This is a genomic window from Silanimonas sp. (assembly GCF_027531545.1).
Lineage (GTDB): Bacteria > Pseudomonadota > Gammaproteobacteria > Xanthomonadales > Xanthomonadaceae > Silanimonas.
Genome location: NZ_JAPZSC010000020.1, coordinates 31,956 through 50,827, shown reverse-complemented (window position 1 = coordinate 50,827; position 18,872 = coordinate 31,956). Strand labels below are relative to the sequence as shown.

The 18,872-nt window shown below is 70.6% G+C and carries 12 protein-coding genes; 5 read left to right on the top strand and 7 right to left on the bottom strand.

The annotated features are described in order from the left end of the window. Positions 1-21 precede the first annotated feature (21 nt). A complete protein-coding gene (locus tag O9280_RS13025) occupies positions 22-1,677 on the top strand; it encodes a hypothetical protein (protein ID WP_298343494.1) in 1,656 nt (551 codons plus the stop codon). A gap of 65 nt (positions 1,678-1,742) precedes the next feature. Here the strand turns inward: O9280_RS13025 and O9280_RS13020 are convergent, their stop codons facing one another. From O9280_RS13020 to O9280_RS12995, 6 genes are all read right to left on the bottom strand, one after another. After that, positions 1,743-2,717 (bottom strand): bifunctional helix-turn-helix transcriptional regulator/GNAT family N-acetyltransferase, encoded by a 975-nt coding sequence (locus tag O9280_RS13020; protein ID WP_298343491.1) that lies wholly within the window; start codon positions 2,715-2,717, stop codon positions 1,743-1,745. A 127-nt stretch (positions 2,718-2,844) separates the two neighbouring features. Next, the gene (locus O9280_RS13015) at positions 2,845-3,636 is read right to left on the bottom strand and encodes a hypothetical protein (RefSeq protein WP_298343489.1); all 792 of its coding nucleotides are present in this window, start codon (positions 3,634-3,636) and stop codon (positions 2,845-2,847) included. Positions 3,637-3,667: 31 nt separating this feature from the next. Then, positions 3,668-5,722: a M3 family metallopeptidase gene (locus tag O9280_RS13010; protein ID WP_298343486.1), complete on the bottom strand. Its 2,055-nt coding sequence runs from the start codon at positions 5,720-5,722 to the stop codon at positions 3,668-3,670. A 31-nt stretch (positions 5,723-5,753) separates the two neighbouring features. Beyond that, positions 5,754-8,057 carry a PHB depolymerase family esterase gene (locus O9280_RS13005; protein WP_298343483.1) on the bottom strand — a complete coding sequence of 768 codons (2,304 nt, stop codon included), beginning with the start codon at positions 8,055-8,057 and terminating at the stop codon, positions 5,754-5,756. 98 nt (positions 8,058-8,155) lie between these two features. Further along, positions 8,156-8,806 (bottom strand): hypothetical protein, encoded by a 651-nt coding sequence (locus tag O9280_RS13000; RefSeq protein WP_298343480.1) that lies wholly within the window; start codon positions 8,804-8,806, stop codon positions 8,156-8,158. Positions 8,807-8,864: 58 nt separating this feature from the next. Then, positions 8,865-10,298 (bottom strand): coniferyl aldehyde dehydrogenase, encoded by a 1,434-nt coding sequence (locus O9280_RS12995; RefSeq protein WP_298343477.1) that lies wholly within the window; start codon positions 10,296-10,298, stop codon positions 8,865-8,867. A 118-nt stretch (positions 10,299-10,416) separates the two neighbouring features. Here O9280_RS12995 and O9280_RS12990 point away from each other — a divergent pair, with 118 nt between their 5' ends. Beyond that, complete coding sequence (locus O9280_RS12990) at positions 10,417-11,763, top strand: amidohydrolase (protein WP_298343474.1); 1,347 nt, start codon at positions 10,417-10,419, stop codon at positions 11,761-11,763. A 31-nt stretch (positions 11,764-11,794) separates the two neighbouring features. Here the strand turns inward: O9280_RS12990 and O9280_RS12985 are convergent, their stop codons facing one another. Further along, positions 11,795-12,823 (bottom strand): hypothetical protein, encoded by a 1,029-nt coding sequence (locus O9280_RS12985; RefSeq protein ID WP_298343471.1) that lies wholly within the window; start codon positions 12,821-12,823, stop codon positions 11,795-11,797. 172 nt (positions 12,824-12,995) lie between these two features. Between O9280_RS12985 and O9280_RS12980 the strand changes: the two genes are divergently transcribed. Genes O9280_RS12980 through O9280_RS12970 form a run of 3 tightly spaced genes read left to right on the top strand, consistent with a single transcriptional unit; the run spans position 12,996 to position 18,871 of the window. Next, entirely contained in the window at positions 12,996-14,819 is a 1,824-nt protein-coding gene (locus tag O9280_RS12980) for a DUF294 nucleotidyltransferase-like domain-containing protein (RefSeq protein ID WP_298343468.1), read from the top strand. Then, on the top strand, positions 14,816-15,427 hold the full coding sequence (locus O9280_RS12975) for an exonuclease domain-containing protein (RefSeq protein ID WP_298343465.1): 612 nt from the start codon (positions 14,816-14,818) through the stop codon (positions 15,425-15,427). The genes O9280_RS12980 and O9280_RS12975 overlap by 4 nt, the downstream gene beginning before the upstream one ends. Positions 15,428-15,448: 21 nt before the next feature. Beyond that, the gene (locus O9280_RS12970; protein WP_298343460.1) at positions 15,449-18,871 is read left to right on the top strand and encodes a PAS-domain containing protein; all 3,423 of its coding nucleotides are present in this window, start codon (positions 15,449-15,451) and stop codon (positions 18,869-18,871) included. The last annotated feature ends 1 nt before the right edge of the window (position 18,872 follow it).

Below are 18,872 nucleotides of genomic sequence, written 5' to 3'. Positions count from 1 at the left end.
CAGACCGATAAGGACATCGTGATGCCTGCCCCCGAACGCGCGAGCGAAACCCCCCACTCGTTGGAAACCCTCCGTTTCCGATCCCGGCGTGACCAAGGCGCCGGGGAATCCCGTTGGCCGATCGGGGCCAGTGTTCTCGCCGTGCTGGCCATGGCGCTGGTCGTCGCCTTTGGTATTCACCTCAGATCGGCATACCCCCTGTTGCTTGCCGCGACCTTCGTCATCGGGTTGGGCTCCCTGCTGTCGGCGTGGTTCTGCTGGAGGCGCTCGAAGGCAGGCGGAAGGCCGCTCGATGCCATTGTCGTGGCGACGGCGCTGGTGCTGTCGGTGCTTTCCGCGTTCGCCCTTTACAGGAACCACCAGGTCGTCATCGAGCAGTTGCGCGTGGACCTTGCGGCAGATCGTGCCATGCGTGACTTCGAGGACGCCGTGCGTTCGGGCTTCCATCCCCGGAACACTCTCGATACGGCCATTGCGAGGAGTTTCGAGGCGCTGGAGGTCGAGTCTGGCTTGCGCACGACGGTGAATGCCGTCGAGCGGCTCAAGGCGCACCGCCGATCCCTCGAGATGCTTCTCGACCTTGTCGCTTCCCCTATCGATGCGCTCGCTGAGTTCCGCTACTACGCGAACGGATTCTCGCTAGAGCACAGTCCCGTGGCGAGGATTGAACAGTTGGCTGGATCCTGCGAGACGTTGACATCGGTTGCGCGAGGCTACGCAAGCCGCGTTTCGCCACTTCCGCCAGACTACGGTGGAGCAGGTTGGCGCGCGCTCAGCCCGCTGCTCGTCGACCATGCAGCCGCACTGTCGGACTTCGCCAAGGCCAGTTGCCACTTGGTGGACGTTGCGGGCAGGCCGAACGTCGATGCCGCCACGGCGGCCGACGTTTCAGCGAAGCATCAAGTGGCGGAGTGGCGAGTCAGGGCCGCTCAGTTCAAGGTGCTCCAGGCCTTCGATCTTGGCGGCGTGCGCCCGCCGCCAAACGAGCACAGCCGCCGCGAATTGGCGACGCAGCTTCCGATCTTTCTAGCGCCCCTTCTTGATGACGCCATGGAGCGACGCCAGAAGCGAGACGCGATGAACCACGGTATGGACGAGATGCGTCGGCGTTTCGGCGAGCTGGTTGGTGAGTCTCCTCTGGCTCAGCACCGAGGAATTGAGGCGTCGTTGAGCCTTCTGATGGCGCGCGAGATGGAACTGCAGGCGGCGGTCAGTACGCTTCGGTCGTCCGTTCGCCATCTGGCGGAAGATCGTCTTTCGGTGTCGCAGCTCGAAACGCTGGGTGCTTCGCTGGTGCAGCACAGCCTCGGGTCATATTCCTCTCGGGATCGCGCCGAGGATTGGGGTGCGTTGATGCGCTCGACCCTGGCCGACCACGGACTGAGCGAATCGCAAGATGCCGACCTTTTGGAGCCATTCCTTGCCGTCGTGGATGCGCTTGAAGCCCGGAATGCCCGCGTTCTGACGCCGGCGCAGGATCAGGCATCGGCCGCGGAGGGCGTGGTCCGGTATCTGCTGATGACGGCGGACGCCTGGGTGTTGGCGGAGGACGGCACACGCCGGTTCCGGAACGCAACGGAGCGCGCCGCGCACGAGCGCTTGCTGCGTCGGCTGCGCCAATTGCCTCCCGTGTCGATGGCGTCCGGGCGCTCACCGCAGCAAACCGCGAGTCCGTAGCGCTTCACCAGTGTGATCGCCGCGGCGATGCGCTGAGCCGGCGTCGGGCCTGACCCGCGCGGCGCTCAGCGGGTCGCTTCGCCCGCCGGATCGCGCCAGATCATGTAGATGTCGGCCCGCGAGTAATGGCTTCCCGGCTTGATGCCGGGCTGCTGTTCGAAACCGACCTTCCGGTACAGCGCGATGGCCGTCTGCAACTTGCTGTTGGTTTCCAGGAACAGCGTCTGCGCGTCTCGCCGGCGGAACTCGTCGATCGCGGCTTCGATCAGCCGTCGCCCGAGGCCGAGGCCCTGGTGCGCCTCCGTCACCGCCATCTTGGTCAGTTCGTAGACGCCGGGCGCATCGAGCATCAGCGCGCAGGTGCCGACCACCTCATCGCCCAATATTGCGAAGAGGATCGTGCCGCCGGGGTCGATGATGTGCTTTTGCGGATTGGACAGCACCTCATGGTCGAAGGGCTCGATGCGGTAGTACTTCGACAGCCATTCGGCGTTGAGCCGGTAGAAGTGCGGCTGCAGGTCGGGTGACCACGACACCAGTCGCACGGCGGCCGAGCCCGCGCTGGCTTCGCGGCAGCGGCGGGCGACGTCGGCGGGAAAGGGGTCCTCGTCGAGGCCGCGCTCGAGCTGGGCGAGTACGGCGAGCACGTCGACGCCGGTGGCGGCGAGTCGTGCCTCCACGCTCGCCCGCATCGCCGCCCAGATCGGCCGCGCCTTCAGGAGTTCGGCTTCGGCCTTGGGGCTCAGTGCGAGCCGACGCTCGCGACGGTCGGCCCCGGGGGCGGTGAGCAGCCATCCGTCGCGCACCAGGCGATTGGCGAGCTGGCTCACTGCCGGGTGGGTGAGGCCGAGGCCGCGGGCCAAGGCGCCGATGGTCGACGGCCCCTGCACCTGCAGGGCGCGCAGCAGCGGAAACCAGCGCGACTGCAAGCCAGAGCCGTGCTCACGGTAGGCCGCGTCGACCTGGTCGTACCAGCGCTCGGACAACAGCTTGAGGCGGCTCGACAGCGCCAATGCGCCCTCGTCCTGGATCAGGCCCATGCAACCTCCGGAAGGGATTACGTAATACGTAACCTATCGCCGGTACGGGCGCGCCGCAAGGGCCTGGGCAGGGAGCAGCATCAGGGCTGAGGCGAGGCCCTGCTCACGCCCCCAGCCCGATCCCCGCTCAATCGGGCTTCGGCAATCCGTCCACGTGCTCGATGCCGTCGGCGGTGCCGACGAAGGGCAAGCCGGCATCGCCTTGGGCGTAAGTGATCAGGCCCACGTACACCCATTCCGGAAAGCGCGGGGCCCGTCCCGGCAGCAGGCCGTCGCCACCGTAGGCGCGCCATGCATCGGGCGTCACCCCGGGCTGGGGGTTCGGCAATTGCCAGTACGCCCGCAGGCTGCGGTCTTCGAGGCCGACGATGCGCAGATCGGCGCGCCCTTCGGGTGCCACGCCCGCGCCCTCGTCGGTGACCCCCGAGCGTCCTCGGCGGGTGTTCTTGCCTTCCACGGTGAACAGGGTGCGGCCGCGGTGCCCCACCACCAGATGCGCGGACTCGGGCGCCTCCAGATCCGGTGCATGCACCTGCAGGCCGGCGAAGACGTAAGCGTCCGCCGGGCGCGGCGGCGATTGGCTGTCCTCGAGGCTGCCAATGCCCACGTTGCGCACGATCACCTCGAAGGGAAAGCGCAGCGGGCGGGCATCGAGACGGCCCTGGTCCTTGTTGAAATGCAGGGTCTTGTTGTTGGCGTTGTCGAGCAACTCGGCGCGGTAGCGACCGTCGGCGCGGGCCACGCTGGGCAGCACCTCCGCCCGGGCCGTGGTGTAGCCCTGCAGCGGGCCGTCGCCGTCGAAATCATCGGAGAACGGCTGGCCCGCAGCGTCCTCGGGGAAGGGCGGCGCCGCAGGCGTGCAGGCGATGAGCAAAGCACCCAGCAGGGGCGTGGTGATTCGACGGAGAGCGGACTTCATGCGCGGGGGGTCCAAGCAAGGATTAAGCCAGTCATGCGGCGAGGCCGTAGCTTCGCAGCAGCGCGTTCGGGTCGGGCTCGCGACCGCGGAAGGCGATGAAGCTTTCGAGTGCCGGGCGCGAGCCGCCGACGGCGAGGATCTCGCGGCGGTAGCGCGCACCAGTGGCCGCGTCGAACACCGAACCCGCGGCGGCCGCGGCTTCCTCGAAGGCGCCGAAGGCGTCGGCGCTCAGCACCTCGGCCCACAGGTAGCTGTAGTAGCCGGCGGCATAGCCGCCCGCGAAGACGTGGGTGAACCCGTGCGGGAAGCGGTGCCAGGCAGGCGGCGTGATCACGCTTACTTCCGCGCGGACATCCTCGAGGAGTTCGAGCGTGCGCGGGCCCCGTTCCGGGTCGTACTCGAGGTGCAGGCGGAAGTCGTACAGCGCGAATTCCAGCTGGCGCACGAGGAACAGACCCGCGTGGTAGTGGCGCGCGGCCGTCATCTTCGCGAACAGGTCGTCCGGCAGCGCCTCGCCGGTCTGCCAATGGCGCGCGAAGCGGTCGAGGGCCTCGCGCTTCCAGCCGAAGTTCTCCATGAACTGGCTGGGCAGCTCGACGGCATCCCACTCCACGCCGTTGATGCCCGACACCGCCGGCCAGCCGATCTCGGTGAGCAGGTGGTGCAGGCCGTGGCCGAACTCGTGGAACAGGGTGATGACGTCGTCGTGCGTGAGCAGGCTGGGGCGGCCTTCCACCGGCGGCGCGGCATTGCAGGTGAGATAGGCGACGGGGATCTGCCCCGTCAGCCCCAGCCGCGTGCGGCACACGTCCATCCACGCGCCGCCGCGCTTGCCCTCGCGGGCGTAGTGGTCGAAGTACACGCCGGCGCGCACCGTGCCGTCGGCATCGAGCACGTCGAAGTACTGCACGTCGTCGTGCCAGGTCGCCACGTCATGACGCTCGCGGAAACGCACGCCGAACACGTCGGTGGCGATGTCGAGCACGCCCTTGAGCACGCTCGGCTGTGCGAAGTAGGGCTTCAGCTGCTCCTCCTCGAAGGCATAGCGCGCGACGCGCAGCTTCTCGCTGGCCCAGCCGACATCCCAGGGCTGCAGGTCGTGGAGGCCGAGCTCGCTCGCGGCGAAGGCCCGCAGCTCCTCCAGCTCGCGCTGTGCGACCGGCCGCGCCTTGGCGGCGAGCTCGCGCAGGAAGGCGAGCACGCGCTCAGGCGTGCCGGCCATCTTGTCCTCGAGGGATTCGTGCGCGGCGCTCGGGAAACCGAGCAGCTGCGCGGACTCGTGCCGCAGCGCGAGGATCCTGGCGATGCGTTCCGAATTGTCGAACGTGCCGGCCTGCGGCCCCTGGTCGGAGGCGCGCGTGTTGTAGGCGGTGTACACCGCCTCGCGCAGCGCGCGGTCGTCGGCGTGGGCCAGGATCGCCTGCACCACCGGCCCCTTCAGCGTGGCGAGGAAGCCGTCCTTGCCCTTCGCCTTCGCTTGGCCCCCCAACAGATCACGCGCGGAGGGCGGCAGGCCGGCGAGCTGCGCCTCGGCCAGCGGCAGCGTCCACGCCTCGGAGGCGTCGAGCACGGCCTCTTCGAACGCGGTGTCCAGCTTCGAGAGCTCGGTCTGGATCTCGCGGAAGCGCGTGCGCGCCGGTTCCTCCAGCGCGACGCCGGAGTTGCGGAAGCCGCGCAGGCTGTCTTCGACGAGGGTGCGCTGCGCGCGGTCGAGTGCTTCGAAGCCGGCGCCTTCGCGCACGGCCTTCATCGCTTCGTACAGGCCCCGGTGCTGGCCCAGCTCGGTGGTGAACTCGGTGATGCGCTCGTCGGCTTCGGAATACACCTCGCGCAGCTCCGGGGAGTCCTTCACGCCGTGCAGGTGCGAGACCGGGGACCAGGTGCGCGAGAGCTGTTCGTCCAGCCGTTCGAGCGGTGCGATGAGTGCGTCGAAATCGCGGGCGGCCGGATCGGCGACGAGACGCTCGACGGCCGCGCGGTAATCGGCGAGCACCGCCTCGACGGCGGGCACCACGTGCGCGGGCTGGAGGGCGGGGAAGTCCGGCAGCAGGGCCGGCGAGAGCAGGGGGTTGTCGGTGGCTCGCATCGCCCAAGGATAGCGACGATGCTGGCATCGATCACCGCGTGGGATCTCGACGGGCCGTGCGGGCGGCATCGCGGCGGGTCGCCCGTGGCGTCGCTCCGGTCGTCACCGGCGGTGCCGGGGACGCGTCCGTTGGCACCGGGCCGCCTCCCGCAGCCCGTGGCGCGATCATCGGGACGAACTTCCGGAACGAGACGTAGAACCCTTCCCCGTTGCTCGCGCGGCTGCCGAAACGGGTGTCGCCGTAGTACGTCCCCACGGTCACGTTGCCCCGGGTCGACTCCGCCATGGCGTAGTGGATCTCGTCGCCCGCGCCGCCGCCGCGCGAGATGCCGATCAGGTCGCCGCGACCGGAAAAGGACAGGACGACCTCGTCGGCGCCACCCTGGTGGTGTGGCGGCGAATCCAGGCGCTTCAGTACCGGCGCGCCCCGGAAGTGCCCCGCGATGGAGAACACGCCATTGGGGAACACCACGAGCTCGCCGCCTTCGTCGTTCCCGGCGCTTCCCACCGGCAGCGCACCCAGCGTGCGGCCCCGCGAGTCCAGTCGCCACACCATCAGGTCCTTGCTTCCGAAGGAGGTCAGGTGGACCGCCGCGTCGAGTCGTGCGGCGGCATCGAAGCGGCCCAGTGCCGTGACGTTCCCCGAGCCATCGATGCCAACGCCGCGGACCGACTGCAGGCCGGTGCCATCGGCGAAGCGGACCCAGGCCTCGCCCGACGCCATGGCGAGCCCGGCGACGTAGCCGTCGGTTGCATCGTCGCAGCGGAGCGACGCCCCGAGCATCTGCAGGTCGCCCACGCATTCGCCGGCGAAGGCGACCATGCCCTCGCCGATGGCCACGGCGCGCACCGACGCCGCCCCGGCGCCTCCCACCTGGTGCGACGACAGCGGGCGGAGGCGATCGTCCAGGACCACGACATAACCTTCATCGCCGCCGGAATACGGCAGCGCACCGAGGGGTGGAACGCTGATGCCCGAGGTCGCGTTCACCGCGATGGCCACGCGGCCGGCGCGCGCATCCACTTCATTGCCGTAGTCGTCCCCGGTTCCGCCCATCGACGTCGCCGAGACGATCGCGCCCGAGGCGTCGAGTTCGGCGACGAAGGTGTCCATCCGGCCGAAGGCCGGGAGGATGGGAGTGCCTTCGCCCAACCCCCCCGTGAAACCTCCGGTGACGAAGATGCGGCCGTCGTCCGAGACCACGATGTCGGTCGCGACGTCGCTTGCGGCCCCCCCGAGGCCCGTCAGGGCCAAGACCTGTCCGTTGGCGTCTATGCGGGCCACGAAGGCGTCGGATGCACCCCGGCTGTTGATCTGACGCCCGCCGAGGGCGAGCGAGCCGGCATAGCTCCCGACCACCCACACATCGCCATTGGCCGCCAGGGCGACGCCTCGCGCGACGCCGTTGCCGAACAGCGACCAAGCGTACTCCAGTCCGGGGTCGGCGGTCGTGTGAGGCGTCGACGCATCGAGCTGCCGGCCGACGAAGAATTCGCTCCAGATGCGCTCTGCGGCACCGGGAAAGTACTGATGGCTGGCGCCAGCGACTTCGGTGAACCACGTCTCGGCGGCGCTGCTCCAGCGCTGGGTCCGATGGGTCACGGACCGACCGTCGATGGTGATCGTCTCCGTCACCGAGACCGGCATCCCGCCGCCGTTGTGCGCGACCCAGAAGTCGCGTTGCGCGGCATCCTGGACATTCCGCGGCTGCGGGTTGGAGGTTCCCGTGACCTGCGATTCGCGTTCACCCCGCCACAGCCAGATGTCGACCGGGGCATCGGGCGTGCAGGGTGCTTCCGACCCGCCGTAGGCGCTCAACCACCCCCCGGAGACCGGCGCGTAGGCGGCGAACAGGCGGGGGCGGGCGCAGGCCAGGGTGCTGGCCATCATCGCGCCGTTCGAGAACCCGGTGACGTACACGCGAGTCGAGGCGACGGACCAGCGCCGGGCCACTTCGGCAGGCAGCGCGGCGAGGAACCCGAGGTCGTCCGGGCCGCTGCCGTCGAAGGTGTAACTGTTCCAGTTGAACCCGCTGGCACCGGCGCGACGACTTCCGTCCGGCGAGACCACCATCACGCGATGGCGGTCGGAGACCTCCAGCCATCCGGAGCTGCGCAGGAAGGCGTCCCCGTTGCTGCCGAAGGGATGCAGGGCAAGCACCAGCGGCAAGGGCGTCTGCCCATCCCAGCCATCGGGGGTCGCGACCCGGAAGGTGCGTTCGACGCCACCGACGGTCCACGTCGCGGCCTCGACCCGCGCACCGACGGCCGGACCGGCCGCCGCCAGCGCCAAGCCCGCCAGCATCGGCACCAGGAACCGCCCCGTGAACGCCATGGCCGACCTCGTCGATGCAGATATCCCGCCCACGAACGCACCATGGGCGTGGACGTTGACAGCGGGGATTCGTCGGGCCGCCGGAAGTCCCCCGGTGCCTACCGCCAGATCGAGTCCGGCAGCCGAAGGTCCAGCGCGCGTCCCGGGGCGCACTCCGGGGAGTGGTAGGACCCCGCAAGCCCCCCGACCTCGGCCCGCAGGGCATAGCTTTCGCGGAAATAGCGCCGCGCGTGCTCGAGCGCCAAGGGCGCGGGAACGCCCAGCAATTCGGCCATGCGCCGGTTGTACTGCACGGCGTGGCACTCGGTGACGCGCTCGTCGAGCAGGCCGCGCACGTGCATCACCTCATGGGTGAAGAGGTTGAGGCTCTGGATGCCGCGTTCGTCGGCGCTTGCCGGGTCGTCGAGGTAGTCGCGCAGCGTCGAGCACCAGGGCTTCTGCAGCACGATCCGTCCGGTGGCGAGATTGGCGTGGCCTGCCGCCAGCGCGTTTGGGTCGAGCATCGTGTCGAAGAGGGTATTGCAGTGGACCGAGACCGGCCGACCGTCGGCCAGAACCCGGGCCTTCGCCTCGAGGAAGCGCTCGAAGCGCCACGTCGACACCGGGGGCCAGGCGAAGCCCACGGCCAGGGCGCAGACCATCAGCAGGTAGGGCGGATGGATCGGTTGCGGGTGATGCCGATCCCAGGGCGAGCACAGTTCCCGCAGCGCGAGCCAGACGAACGCCAGGGACAGCGCTATCCAAAGCATGGCGGCGTTCGACGACGACGCGGGACCGTTCTGGCGCTCGGCGCTCGGCGCTCGGCGCTCAGCGCGTCAGGAAATCCAGCACGCGCTTCATCAGGCCGGAATAGGGCTGGTCGAACAGGAACATGCCGTTCAGGCGCGCCTGCCGCATCACTGGCATCGCCTTGCTGAAGGTCAGGAAGCCCTGGTGCCCGTGGTAGTGGCCCATGCCCGAGGCGCCGACGCCGCCAATCGGCAGCTCGTGCTGCCCGAACTGGATGAGCGTGTCGTTCACGCAGACGCTGCCGGCCACGACGGTGTTGAGCGTGCGGTCGAGGCGCTCGCGGTCGCGGTCGAAGGGGTAGAAGGCCAGCGGCCGGTCGCGGCCGAGGATGTAGGCGATGGCTTCGTCGTGCGTGCGGTAGCCCTTCACCGGCAGCAAGGGGCCGAAGATCTCCTCCTGCATCACGCGGGCCTCGTCCGGCGGGTCGATCAGCACGGTCGGCGGGATGATTTCGCCCGGCGCGGCCTTGCCGTCATCCGGCGTGTGCTGGCGGATCGCCACGCCACGCTGCTTCGCATCGTCCAGCCATTCGCGAAGGCGCTGCGACTGCCTCGGGTTGATCACGCAGGTGAGGTCGGGGTTGTCGCCGAGGGTCGGAAGGCGCTTGGCCACCGCGGCGAAGAACAGGTCGATGAAGGCCTCGCGCTGCGCTTCCGGCACCAGCACGTAGTCGGGCGCGACGCAGGTCTGGCCAGCGTTGAACAGCTTGCCGGTGGCGATGCGCTCGGCCGCGTGGGCGATGTCGTAGCCGGGGGCGATCAGCGCTGGCGACTTGCCGCCGAGTTCCAAGGTGACGGGCACGAGGTTCGGCGCGGCGGCGGCCATCACCTTGCGGCCCACGGCGGTGCTGCCGGTGAACAGCAGGTGGTCGAAAGGCAGGCTGGTGAAGGCGGCACCCACCGCGGCATCGCCCTCGATGACCGCGACGCGATCGGCTGGGAACACCTCGGCGCAGAGCTCGCGGATCAGCGCGCTGGTGCGCGGCGTGAACTCGCTGGGCTTGATCATCACGTGGTTGCCGGCGGCGATCGCGTCGACCAGCGGGATGATTGCCAGCTGGAACGGGTAGTTCCACGGCGCGACGATGCCGACCACCCCGAGCGGCAGGAAGCGGATCTCGCCGCGGGCCGGCAGGAACAGCAGGTTGATCGGCGCGCGTTTCGGCTTCATCCACGAGCGAAGGTGCTTGCGGACGTGCTTGATCTCCTCGAGCGTCACCATCACGTCGGCGGCCAGCGTTTCGACGGCCGCGCGGCGGCCGAAGTCGGCGTTGATCGCTTCGACGATGGCTTCGCGCTTCGCCTTGATGGCGGCGGCGAGGCGGTCGAGGTCGGCGCGGCGCTGGGCGAAATCCGGGCGCTGCGTCCGCCAAGCCTCGCGAAGGGTCGAGAGCGTGGCGGCCAGTGCAGCCGGCGTGCAGACCGGGGCTTGGGCGGGTTCGCGGCTGTCCATGGGCGTGTTCCGGCTGGTGCGGCGGTCAAGGTTTGCAGTCTACGCTCCCCACCCGTGGACGGCGTGCTAGCGTCCACGCTCCCCCGGCGCCTCCTTCGTTGAATCCGGAGTGCCCGCGATGCCTGTTCCCGTTTGTCGTGCCGCCCTGTCCCTGGCCCTTGTCGCTGCCGCGATCGCCACCGCCCGCCCGGTGCAGGCCGATGAGGCCCTTGCCGCCGCCGTCGCCGCCATCGAACCGAAGGTGGTCGCGTGGCGTCGCGACATCCACCAGCATCCCGAGCTGGGCAATCGCGAGTTCCGCACCTCGGCACTCGTCGCCGAGCATCTCAAGGGCCTCGGGTTCGACGTGAAAACTGGTGTCGCGCACACCGGCGTCGTCGGCACCCTCGTGGGTGGCCGGCCCGGCCCGGTGATCGCGCTGCGCGCCGACATGGATGCGCTGCCCGTGACCGAACGCGTCGACCTGCCCTACGCCTCGAAGGTGCGTAGCACCTACAACGGCCAAGAGGTGGGCGTGATGCACGCCTGCGGCCACGACGCGCACGTGGCCATCCTGATGGGTGTGGCGGAAGTGCTCGCGTCGCGACGCGATTCGATCCCCGGCACGATCAAGTTCTTCTTCCAGCCGGCCGAGGAAGGCCCGCCCGCTGGCGAGGAAGGCGGTGCCGAGTTGATGGTGAGGGAAGGCGTGATGCAGAACCCGAAGGTCGAGGCGGTGTTCGGCCTGCACGTCAATTCCGTGCTGCCGGTCGGCCACGTGGCCTATCGTCCCGGCGGCACGATGGCCAGCGCCGAGTCGTTCCGCATCATCATCAAGGGCAAGCAGGCGCACGGTGCCTATCCGTGGAGCAGCGTCGATCCGATCGTCACCGCCACGCAGGTGGTGATGGGCTTGCAGACCATCGTCAGCCGCAACGTCGAGCTCACCGAAGGCGCCGCCGTGGTGTCGGTGGGCCGCATCAGCGGCGGCGTGCGCTCGAACATCATCCCGGAGCAGGTGGAACTCGAAGGCACGCTGCGCGCCTTGAACGACGAGACCCGCACGCTGCTGCGCGAGCGCGTCCGCGCGGTCGCGACGCAGATCGCGGGTGCCATGGGCGCCACGGTCGAGGTGACGGTGCCCGATGGCGTGGCCTATCCCGTCACTTACAACGACCCCGAGCTCACCGCGCGCATGCTGCCCAGCCTGCAGCGCGCTGCCGGGGCCGAGAAGGTGCTACTGCGCCCGGCCGTCACCGGCGCCGAGGACTTCTCGTTCTTCGCGCAGGAAGCGCCGGGCCTGTTCGTCTTCCTCGGCGGCCGCGACCCCGCCCTGCCGGAAGCGCAGGCGCCGGGCCACCACACGCCGGAGTTCCAGATCGACGACCGCGGGCTCGACCTCGGTGTGCGCGTGATGGCGCAGCTGGCGCTCGACTACCTCGGCGGTGCGAACGACGGGAACGGCGCGGCAGGCAGCGCGCCGTGAGGCCGGGCGTCGGCGCCCGGCGCCGACGCAATCAGCGGAACGCCGACCAGCCCTGCGCGGTGTAGAGCAGCAGCTGGTCGGAAACGAAGCCGCGCTGGCCGGCGAACTTCGCGCACATCTCGCGCAGCGCGACGATGCCTTCCGGGGAATCGGCGTCGCAGAACATGCAGAGGTCGCGCGCGGGGATCGCCACCACCGCGCCGTTCGGGCAGTCGTTGCGCAGCACGGCGTTCCAGACCTCGTCGACGAGCACCAGCGACGACTCGTGCTCGCCATCGAGCAGGAAGCCCATGTACGGCGGGTGGTCGACCTGGCGCAGCTGGCCGGGCCGCTTCGCGATGGCCATCAGGTTCTGCAGCGCTTTGCGATGCAGGCCGTCGCGGGTGAGGCCGGACTGTTCGCGGACGTCCTCGTTGACGAACAGCCAGTTGTCGCCGTTGTCCATCCGGTACATCACGAGGAAGTGACCGGCGCCGCGCGCGACCGGGCCGGTGGCGTTGGCGAACAAGGCCCAGTCCGCATCGCTCATGCCTTCCGGGCGTTCGGGGACGCCGATCTTGATCGGCGCGCCCGGGTCGGCGGGCTGCTCGAGCACGGCGCGCACCACGGGCAGCGCTTTCTCCGGGATCGGCGAGGGCGCCGCGGCGGGCGTCGGCTGCGGCACGCGAGCCGCCGTCGTGGCGGGCGCGGGACGTTGCGCCGCCAGGCGCGCGCTGCGTTCCGTGCGTTCGATCGCCGCGGCGTTCGCCGACGCGGCATTGCGCGACAGCCACCACACGCCACCGGTGGCGAGCGCGCAGAAGCCGGGCACGAAGGTGGCGAGCATCGCCGGGTACTTCGCCAGTGCTGGCAGCTCGATGGCGGCGGCCCCTCGGCTGATGGCGTACAGCCCGATCAGGAAGCCGCCGAACCAGCCGACGATGCCGATGCCGGGCGAGCTGAGAGCGAAGCCCGCGAGGGCCGTCATGGCGAAGCCGAACGCCACCAGCAAGGGGAGTTGGGCGGCGGCGATGTCGTCGGACTGGGCGTGGAGCTGGTCAAGCTCGGCGTCGTGGTTCATGGGCAGGCGCGGGGGGTGGCGGGCGACGCCGGCATCTGAGCAAAACGCCGTTCAACTCCGCCAGCCGATTCCGACGAGCGGGCGCACCCGGCGGCGCGTACGGCAAGCCGTGACGCCGCCCTTCGCCGAAGGTCGAAGGGACGCCGCGTTGCGGGCGTGGCAGCCTTGGGCCATGGCCACGCCCGGCTTCGACTTCCATGCCCCGCCCTTCGACCTGCTCGATGCCCCGGCGCGTGCGCGCGTCGAGGCCGCGCTGGACCTCGCCTTCTTCGCGCCGGGCACGGTGCTGATCGAAGCGGGGCAGCCGTCGACGCAGGTCTACGTGGTGTTGCGCGGCGAGGTCGAGGCCGGCGACATCGAGGACGGCCGCGAGCGGCTGTTCTCCGACTACGGCCCCGGCGAGGTGTTCGGCGCGTTCGCGGTGATCACCGGCCGGGCGCGCCATCGCTACCGAGCCCGCGGCGAAGTGCTGGCCTTCGTGCTGCCGGCACCGGTGTTCCGCGTGTTGCTCGACGAGCAGCCGCGCTTCGCCGCGTGGTTCCACGAGGGGCTGTCGGCGAAACGGCAACTGCTGGCCGAGAAGAGCGCCCCGTCCGAAGCCAACCGGCTGATGCTCACCCGCGTCCGCGATGCGCAGCTGGCCGAGGCCGTCGCGGTGTCGCCGGAGGTGTCGATCGGCGCCGCGGTGGCCGAACTTCGCCGTCGCGGCGTCGAGTGCCTCGTCATCGAGCCTTCGCCGGGAGAAGACGGGCCCGGCATCGTCACCCGCACGGATCTCCTCGATGCGCTGGCGCTCGAGGGCCATGGCCTCGCGTCGCCGGTGGGTCCGCTGGCGCATCGCCCGCTGATCGGCGTGCGCGAGGACGACGTGCTGTTCCAAGCGCTGGTGACGATGACCGAATCGCACATCGAGCGCGTGGCCGTGCGCCGCGGCAGCGCCGTGGTCGGCACGATCGGCTTGGCGGAAGTGCTGAGCCACTACGCCAGCCAGTCGCACCTCATCAGCCTTCGCCTCGCCCGCGCGGCCGACGAGGCGGAAGTGGTGGCCGCGGCGCGCGAGATGGACGCGCTGGTGCGCACGCTGTTCGCGCAGGGCGCGAAGATCAGCTACCTGATGGAGATGGTGAGCGCGCTGAACTCGCGGCTGCTCGCCGCGCTGTTCCGCTTCTGCGTGCCCGAGGCCTTGCGCGAGGGCGCGTGCCTGCTGGTGCTGGGCAGCGAGGGCCGTCGCGAACAGATCCTCAAGACCGACCAGGACAACGCGCTGATCCTCGCGCCGGGCTGCGAACCCGATGCCTACGCCGGCGCGATGGCGCGTTTCGCGGCGCGGCTCGCCGAGATCGGCTACCCGCCCTGCGCCGGCGGCGTCATGGCGAGCAACCCGCACTGGCGGCAGACGCTCGACGGCTGGCGCGGGCGCATCGCCGACTGGCGTCGCCGTGGCGATCCCGTATCGCTGATGGAGCTGTCGATGGTGGTCGATGCGCGCCCGGTGGCCGGTGACCGGCATCTCGTGCAGCCCTTGCACGAGGATCTGATGATGCTGGGCCGCGACGAGGGACTGATGCGCGAGATGGGCCTCGCCACCTTCCAGTTCGATACGCCGCTCACCCTGTTCGGCCGCGTGCGCGACGGTGGCGATGGGACCGACATCAAGAAGGGCGGCATCTTCCCGCTGGTTCACGGCCTGCGGACGCTCGCCCTGCGCCATGGCGTGGCGCGCAGCAACAGCTTCGCGCGCTGCGAAGGGCTGGTGGCGGCCGGCGCGCTGCCGGGCGAGCTGGGCCGTGACGTGCCGCAGGCCCTCGCGGTGTTCCAGCGCCTGCGCCTCGCACAGCAGCTGGACGCCCTGGCGGCCGGGCGGGTTCCGGACAACCGCCTCGACGTGGCCGCGCTGAGGCACCTCGACCGCGAGCTGCTGCGCGATGCCCTGCGGGTGGTGAATCGCTTCAAGGACCAACTGCGCGACGCGCTCCAGCTGCGCGGCATGACATGAACGCGCTTCGCAGGCGCTGGCTGGCGTGGCGCCACGGCGCCGGGCCTTGGGGGGCGCTGTTCGCCGCGCCGCCCGCGGACGAGGTGGTGAGCCTCGACCTGGAGACCACCGGCCTCGACGTGTCGTCCGATCGCATCCTGCGCTTGGCCGCCGTCCCGGTGCGCGGCGGACGCGTGGTGCTGTCGGAGCGTTTCGAGCGCTGGGTCGATCCGGGCCGCGCCTTCGGCATCGACTCGATCCGCCACCACCGCATCCTGCCCGGCGACGTGGCGGCGGCCGAAGCGGAGCGCGTGGTGGTCGAGGCCTTCCTCCACTGGCTCGGTCCGCGGCCGTTGCTGGGTTACTGCATCGACTTCGACATCGCGCTGCTCGATCGCAGCGTTCGCGCGATCACGGATTTCCCCCTGCCCAGCCGCCGCATCGACCTCGCGGACGTGGACTATCGGCGGCAGTGGGCCCGGCACCCCGAGACGGCCCGGCATCGCGATCTCGATGCCATCCTCGCCGAGGCCGGGGTGCCTCCGATGCAGCGCCATGACGCGCTCGCCGACGCCGCCGCGACGGCCTTGGCCTGGTGCGTCCTGCGCGCCCGCGCCGGTGGGGCCTAGAATCGAGGCAAGGGGGAATCGATGGTCCATGGGTTGAGCCTGCTGGCGTTTTCGCTGCTGTATGCCGGCGTGCTGCTGGCCGTGGCTTGGAGCGGCGATCGCGCCGGGCCCGCGAGCCCGCGAGTACGGCCCCTGCTCTACGCGCTCACGCTCGCGGTGTACTGCAGCTCATGGACCCTGCTCGGCGCGGTCGGGAGCGCGGCGGGCAACCTCTGGAGCTACCTGCCGATCTACCTCGGCCCCCTGCTGCTCCTCGTCTTCGGTGGCGACCTGTTGCGGCGGATGGTGGTGGTGGGCCAGCGGCAGCGCACGGCCTCCATCGCCGACTTCCTCGCGGCGCGCTACGGCCGCGCCCGCGAGCTCGCGGCGATGGTCGCGCTCATCGCGGTGGTCGCGGCCATTCCCTACTTCGCCCTCCAGCTCAAGGCGATCGCCCTCTCCGTCGAGGTGCTGACGGGCATGCCTCGCGGCGCGCCGCTCGAGGACCCCGCCTTGCTCTCGGCCGGGCTGCTCGCGCTGTTCGCCATCCTGTTCGGCACCCGCCATGTCGACGCCACGCGCCACCATCGCGGCCTGATGTGGGCCATCGGTGTCGAGTCCGTCGTCAAGTTGCTGGCCCTCGTCGTGGTGGGCCTTTTCGCGTGGCAACTGCTCGGTGCCGAAGTCCCTTGTGCGGTGCGCGACGCACCCCTCCCGGCGCTGCCGGATCCCTTCGCCGCGCAGACGCTGCTCGCGTTCTTCGCCTTGCTTTGCCTTCCGCGTCAGTTCCAGGTGCTCGTGGTCGAGTGCCAGTCGGCCGACGACCTCAGGCCGGGCCGCTGGGCCTTCGCGTTCTACCTGCTGCTGGTCTGCCTCGCGGTGCTGCCGATCACCTGGGCCGGCGAAGCGGCGCTGGCCGGGCGCGCGCCGCCCGATGCCTGGGTGCTGGCCCTGCCGCTGTCGGAAGGGCGGGTCGATCTCGCGCTCGTGGCGTTCCTCGGGGGCGTATCGGCGGCCACCGGGATGGTGCTGGTGGCCAGCCTCGCCATCGCGACGATGGTGAGCAACGACCTCGCGATGCCGTGGCTGCTGCGCGGCGCCGACGATCCCGGCCGCCTCGGCCAGCGCATCCTCTGGGTTCGCCGCGCCAGCATCGTCGCGCTGTGCCTCGGGGCCTGGGCCTATTCGCGCGCGTTCGCGGGCGACGTGGCGCTGGCTTCGCACGGCCTGCTGGCCTTCGCCGCCGTCGCGCAGTTCGCGCCGGCCCTGATCGGTGGCCTCTACTGGCGCGGAGCCAGCCGGGCCGGTGCACGGCTTGGCATCGCCCTCGGCTTCGCGGTCTTCTTCTACACGCTTCTGCTGCCCGCGCTGGCCCGGGGCTTCGGTTTTGGCGCGGACTGGCTCGCCCACGGTCTGTTCGGCCTCGCCATGCTGCGTCCGGAGGCGATGTTCGGGCTGTCCGGCTGGGACGCGCTCACGCACGGCACCGTGCTGTCCTTGCTCGCGAACGTCGCGGCCTTCGTGGCGGGCTCGCTGCGCTACCGGCCCGGCCTCGAGGCGCGGCTGGCGGCGGAACCCTTCCTCGCGCCGGACGCGGCGCGCGAGGAGCCCGACCCCGAAGCCACCGGACGTGCCACCGAGGGCGACGTACTCGCCCTTTGCGCCCGCGTGCTCGGCGACACCGCCGCGCACGCGGAGTTCTCCGCCTTCGCCACCGAGCGCGGCCGACCGCTGAGGCCCGATGCGCCGGCCGATCGGGCCTTCCTGCAGTTCGGCGAACGCCTGCTCGCCTCCGCGGTAGGCGCGGCCTCGGCGCGCGCATTGCTCACCGCGGCGCTGCGCGGCAGCGGCATGGCCTTCGGCGAGGTGGTCGCCCTGCTCGACGAAGCCGGGCAGCAGCGCCGCTTCAACCGCGAGCTGCTCACCACCACGCTCGAGCACGTCAGCCATGGCGTCAGCGTGGTGGATGCCGAGCTCCGCCTGATCGCCTGGAACCATGCCTACCAGCGCCTGTTCGAGTATCCCGACGGGCAGCTCTACGTGGGCAAGCCCGTGGCCGAGCTGATCCGCTGGAACGCCCTGCGTGGCGAGTGCGGTCCCGGCGACGTCGACGCCCACGTGCAGCGTCGTCTCGAGCATCTGCGACGCGGTGCGCCCCACGTGTTCGAGCGCATCCGTCCGAACGGGCAGGTGATCGAGATGCGCGGCCAGCCGCTGCCCGGCGGCGGCTACGTCACCACCTACACGGACGTGAGCGATTACAAGCGCGTCGAGCTCGAGCTGCGCGATGCCGCCGCCCAGCTGGAGCGGCGCGTCGAGGAGCGCACCCATGCGCTCTCGATCGCCCTCGATGAAACCGCGCGCGCGCAAGGCCATGCCGAGCAGGCGCGGCAGGCGACCACGCGCTTCATGACCTCGCTCAGCCACGACCTCCTGCAGCCGCTGCATGCCGCACGGCTGTTTTCCGCGGCCCTGCGCGAAGCCGACGAGCGTGGCGAGCAGCGCCAGATCAGCGGCCGCATCGATGCCTCGCTGCGCGCGGCCGAGGAACTGCTCGACGGCCTGCTCGACCTCTCGCGCATCGAGTCCGGGCAACTGCAGGCGCGCCCGCAGGCGCTGGCACTGGGGCCGCTGCTGTGCGGGCTGGTCGAGCAATACGAGCCGCTGGCGCGCGCCCGCGGCCTGTCGATCGAAGCGGTCGACACGCGCGCATGGACGACCAGCGATCCCGCCTTGCTGCGACGCGTGCTGCAGAACTTCATCGCCAATGCGCTGCGCTACACCGTCCACGGCGGCGTGCGCATCGGCGTGCGTTGGCGCCGCGTTGGCTGGGTGGTCGAGGTGTGGGATACCGGCCCGGGCATCGCCGAGGCACATCGCGAGCTGATCTTCGAGGAGTTCCGTCGCGCCGGCGCGACCGGCGCCGAGGGCGATCGTGGCCTTGGCCTCGGCCTGTCGATCGCCCAACGGCTCGCCAACGGGCTCGGCCATCCGCTCTCGTTGCGCTCGCGCGTGGGGCACGGCAGCGTGTTCGGCATCGCCCTGCCGCGCAGCGCACCGGCGTCGGGGACTTCACCCGCCAGCGGCGCCATGGAACCGGCCGACGCCGTGGCCGGCCTGCGCGTGCTCTGCGTGGACGACGACGCCGACATCCGTGACGCCCTGCATGCGCTGCTCGCGCGCTGGGGCGTCGCCGTCGAATGCGTGGGGAACGCGTCCGAGGCGCTGGCGCTCGCCGACACGTCGCGACCGACGCGCCTGATCGTCGACTTCCAGTTGCACGACGCCATGGACGGCATCGAACTCGCCGAGCGGCTCGTGGCGCGATGGGGAGCGATGCCGGTGCTCCTGCTGACGGCGGAAGGCGGCGAGGCGCTGCGCCGGCGTGCTCGCGCGGCGGGCTTCACCGTCATCAACAAGCCGGTACGGCCGGCGGCGCTGCGCGCTTGGCTGGCGGCGGGCTGAG

What these genes read in the sequence shown, in the direction of transcription:
- O9280_RS13020 (WP_298343491.1), bottom strand. Translation starts at nt 2,717, where the DNA reads ATGGGCCTGATCCAGGACGAGGGCGCATTGGCGCTGTCGAGCCGCCTC.
- O9280_RS12975 (WP_298343465.1), top strand. Translation starts at nt 14,816, where the DNA reads ATGAACGCGCTTCGCAGGCGCTGGCTGGCGTGGCGCCACGGCGCCGGG.
- O9280_RS12980 (WP_298343468.1), top strand. Translation starts at nt 12,996, where the DNA reads ATGGCCACGCCCGGCTTCGACTTCCATGCCCCGCCCTTCGACCTGCTC.
- O9280_RS12995 (WP_298343477.1), bottom strand. Translation starts at nt 10,298, where the DNA reads ATGGACAGCCGCGAACCCGCCCAAGCCCCGGTCTGCACGCCGGCTGCA.
- O9280_RS12985 (WP_298343471.1), bottom strand. Translation starts at nt 12,823, where the DNA reads ATGAACCACGACGCCGAGCTTGACCAGCTCCACGCCCAGTCCGACGAC.
- O9280_RS13015 (WP_298343489.1), bottom strand. Translation starts at nt 3,636, where the DNA reads ATGAAGTCCGCTCTCCGTCGAATCACCACGCCCCTGCTGGGTGCTTTG.
- O9280_RS13005 (WP_298343483.1), bottom strand. Translation starts at nt 8,057, where the DNA reads ATGGCGTTCACGGGGCGGTTCCTGGTGCCGATGCTGGCGGGCTTGGCG.
- O9280_RS12990 (WP_298343474.1), top strand. Translation starts at nt 10,417, where the DNA reads ATGCCTGTTCCCGTTTGTCGTGCCGCCCTGTCCCTGGCCCTTGTCGCT.
- O9280_RS12970 (WP_298343460.1), top strand. Translation starts at nt 15,449, where the DNA reads ATGGTCCATGGGTTGAGCCTGCTGGCGTTTTCGCTGCTGTATGCCGGC.
- O9280_RS13010 (WP_298343486.1), bottom strand. Translation starts at nt 5,722, where the DNA reads ATGCGAGCCACCGACAACCCCCTGCTCTCGCCGGCCCTGCTGCCGGAC.
- O9280_RS13000 (WP_298343480.1), bottom strand. Translation starts at nt 8,806, where the DNA reads ATGCTTTGGATAGCGCTGTCCCTGGCGTTCGTCTGGCTCGCGCTGCGG.
- O9280_RS13025 (WP_298343494.1), top strand. Translation starts at nt 22, where the DNA reads ATGCCTGCCCCCGAACGCGCGAGCGAAACCCCCCACTCGTTGGAAACC.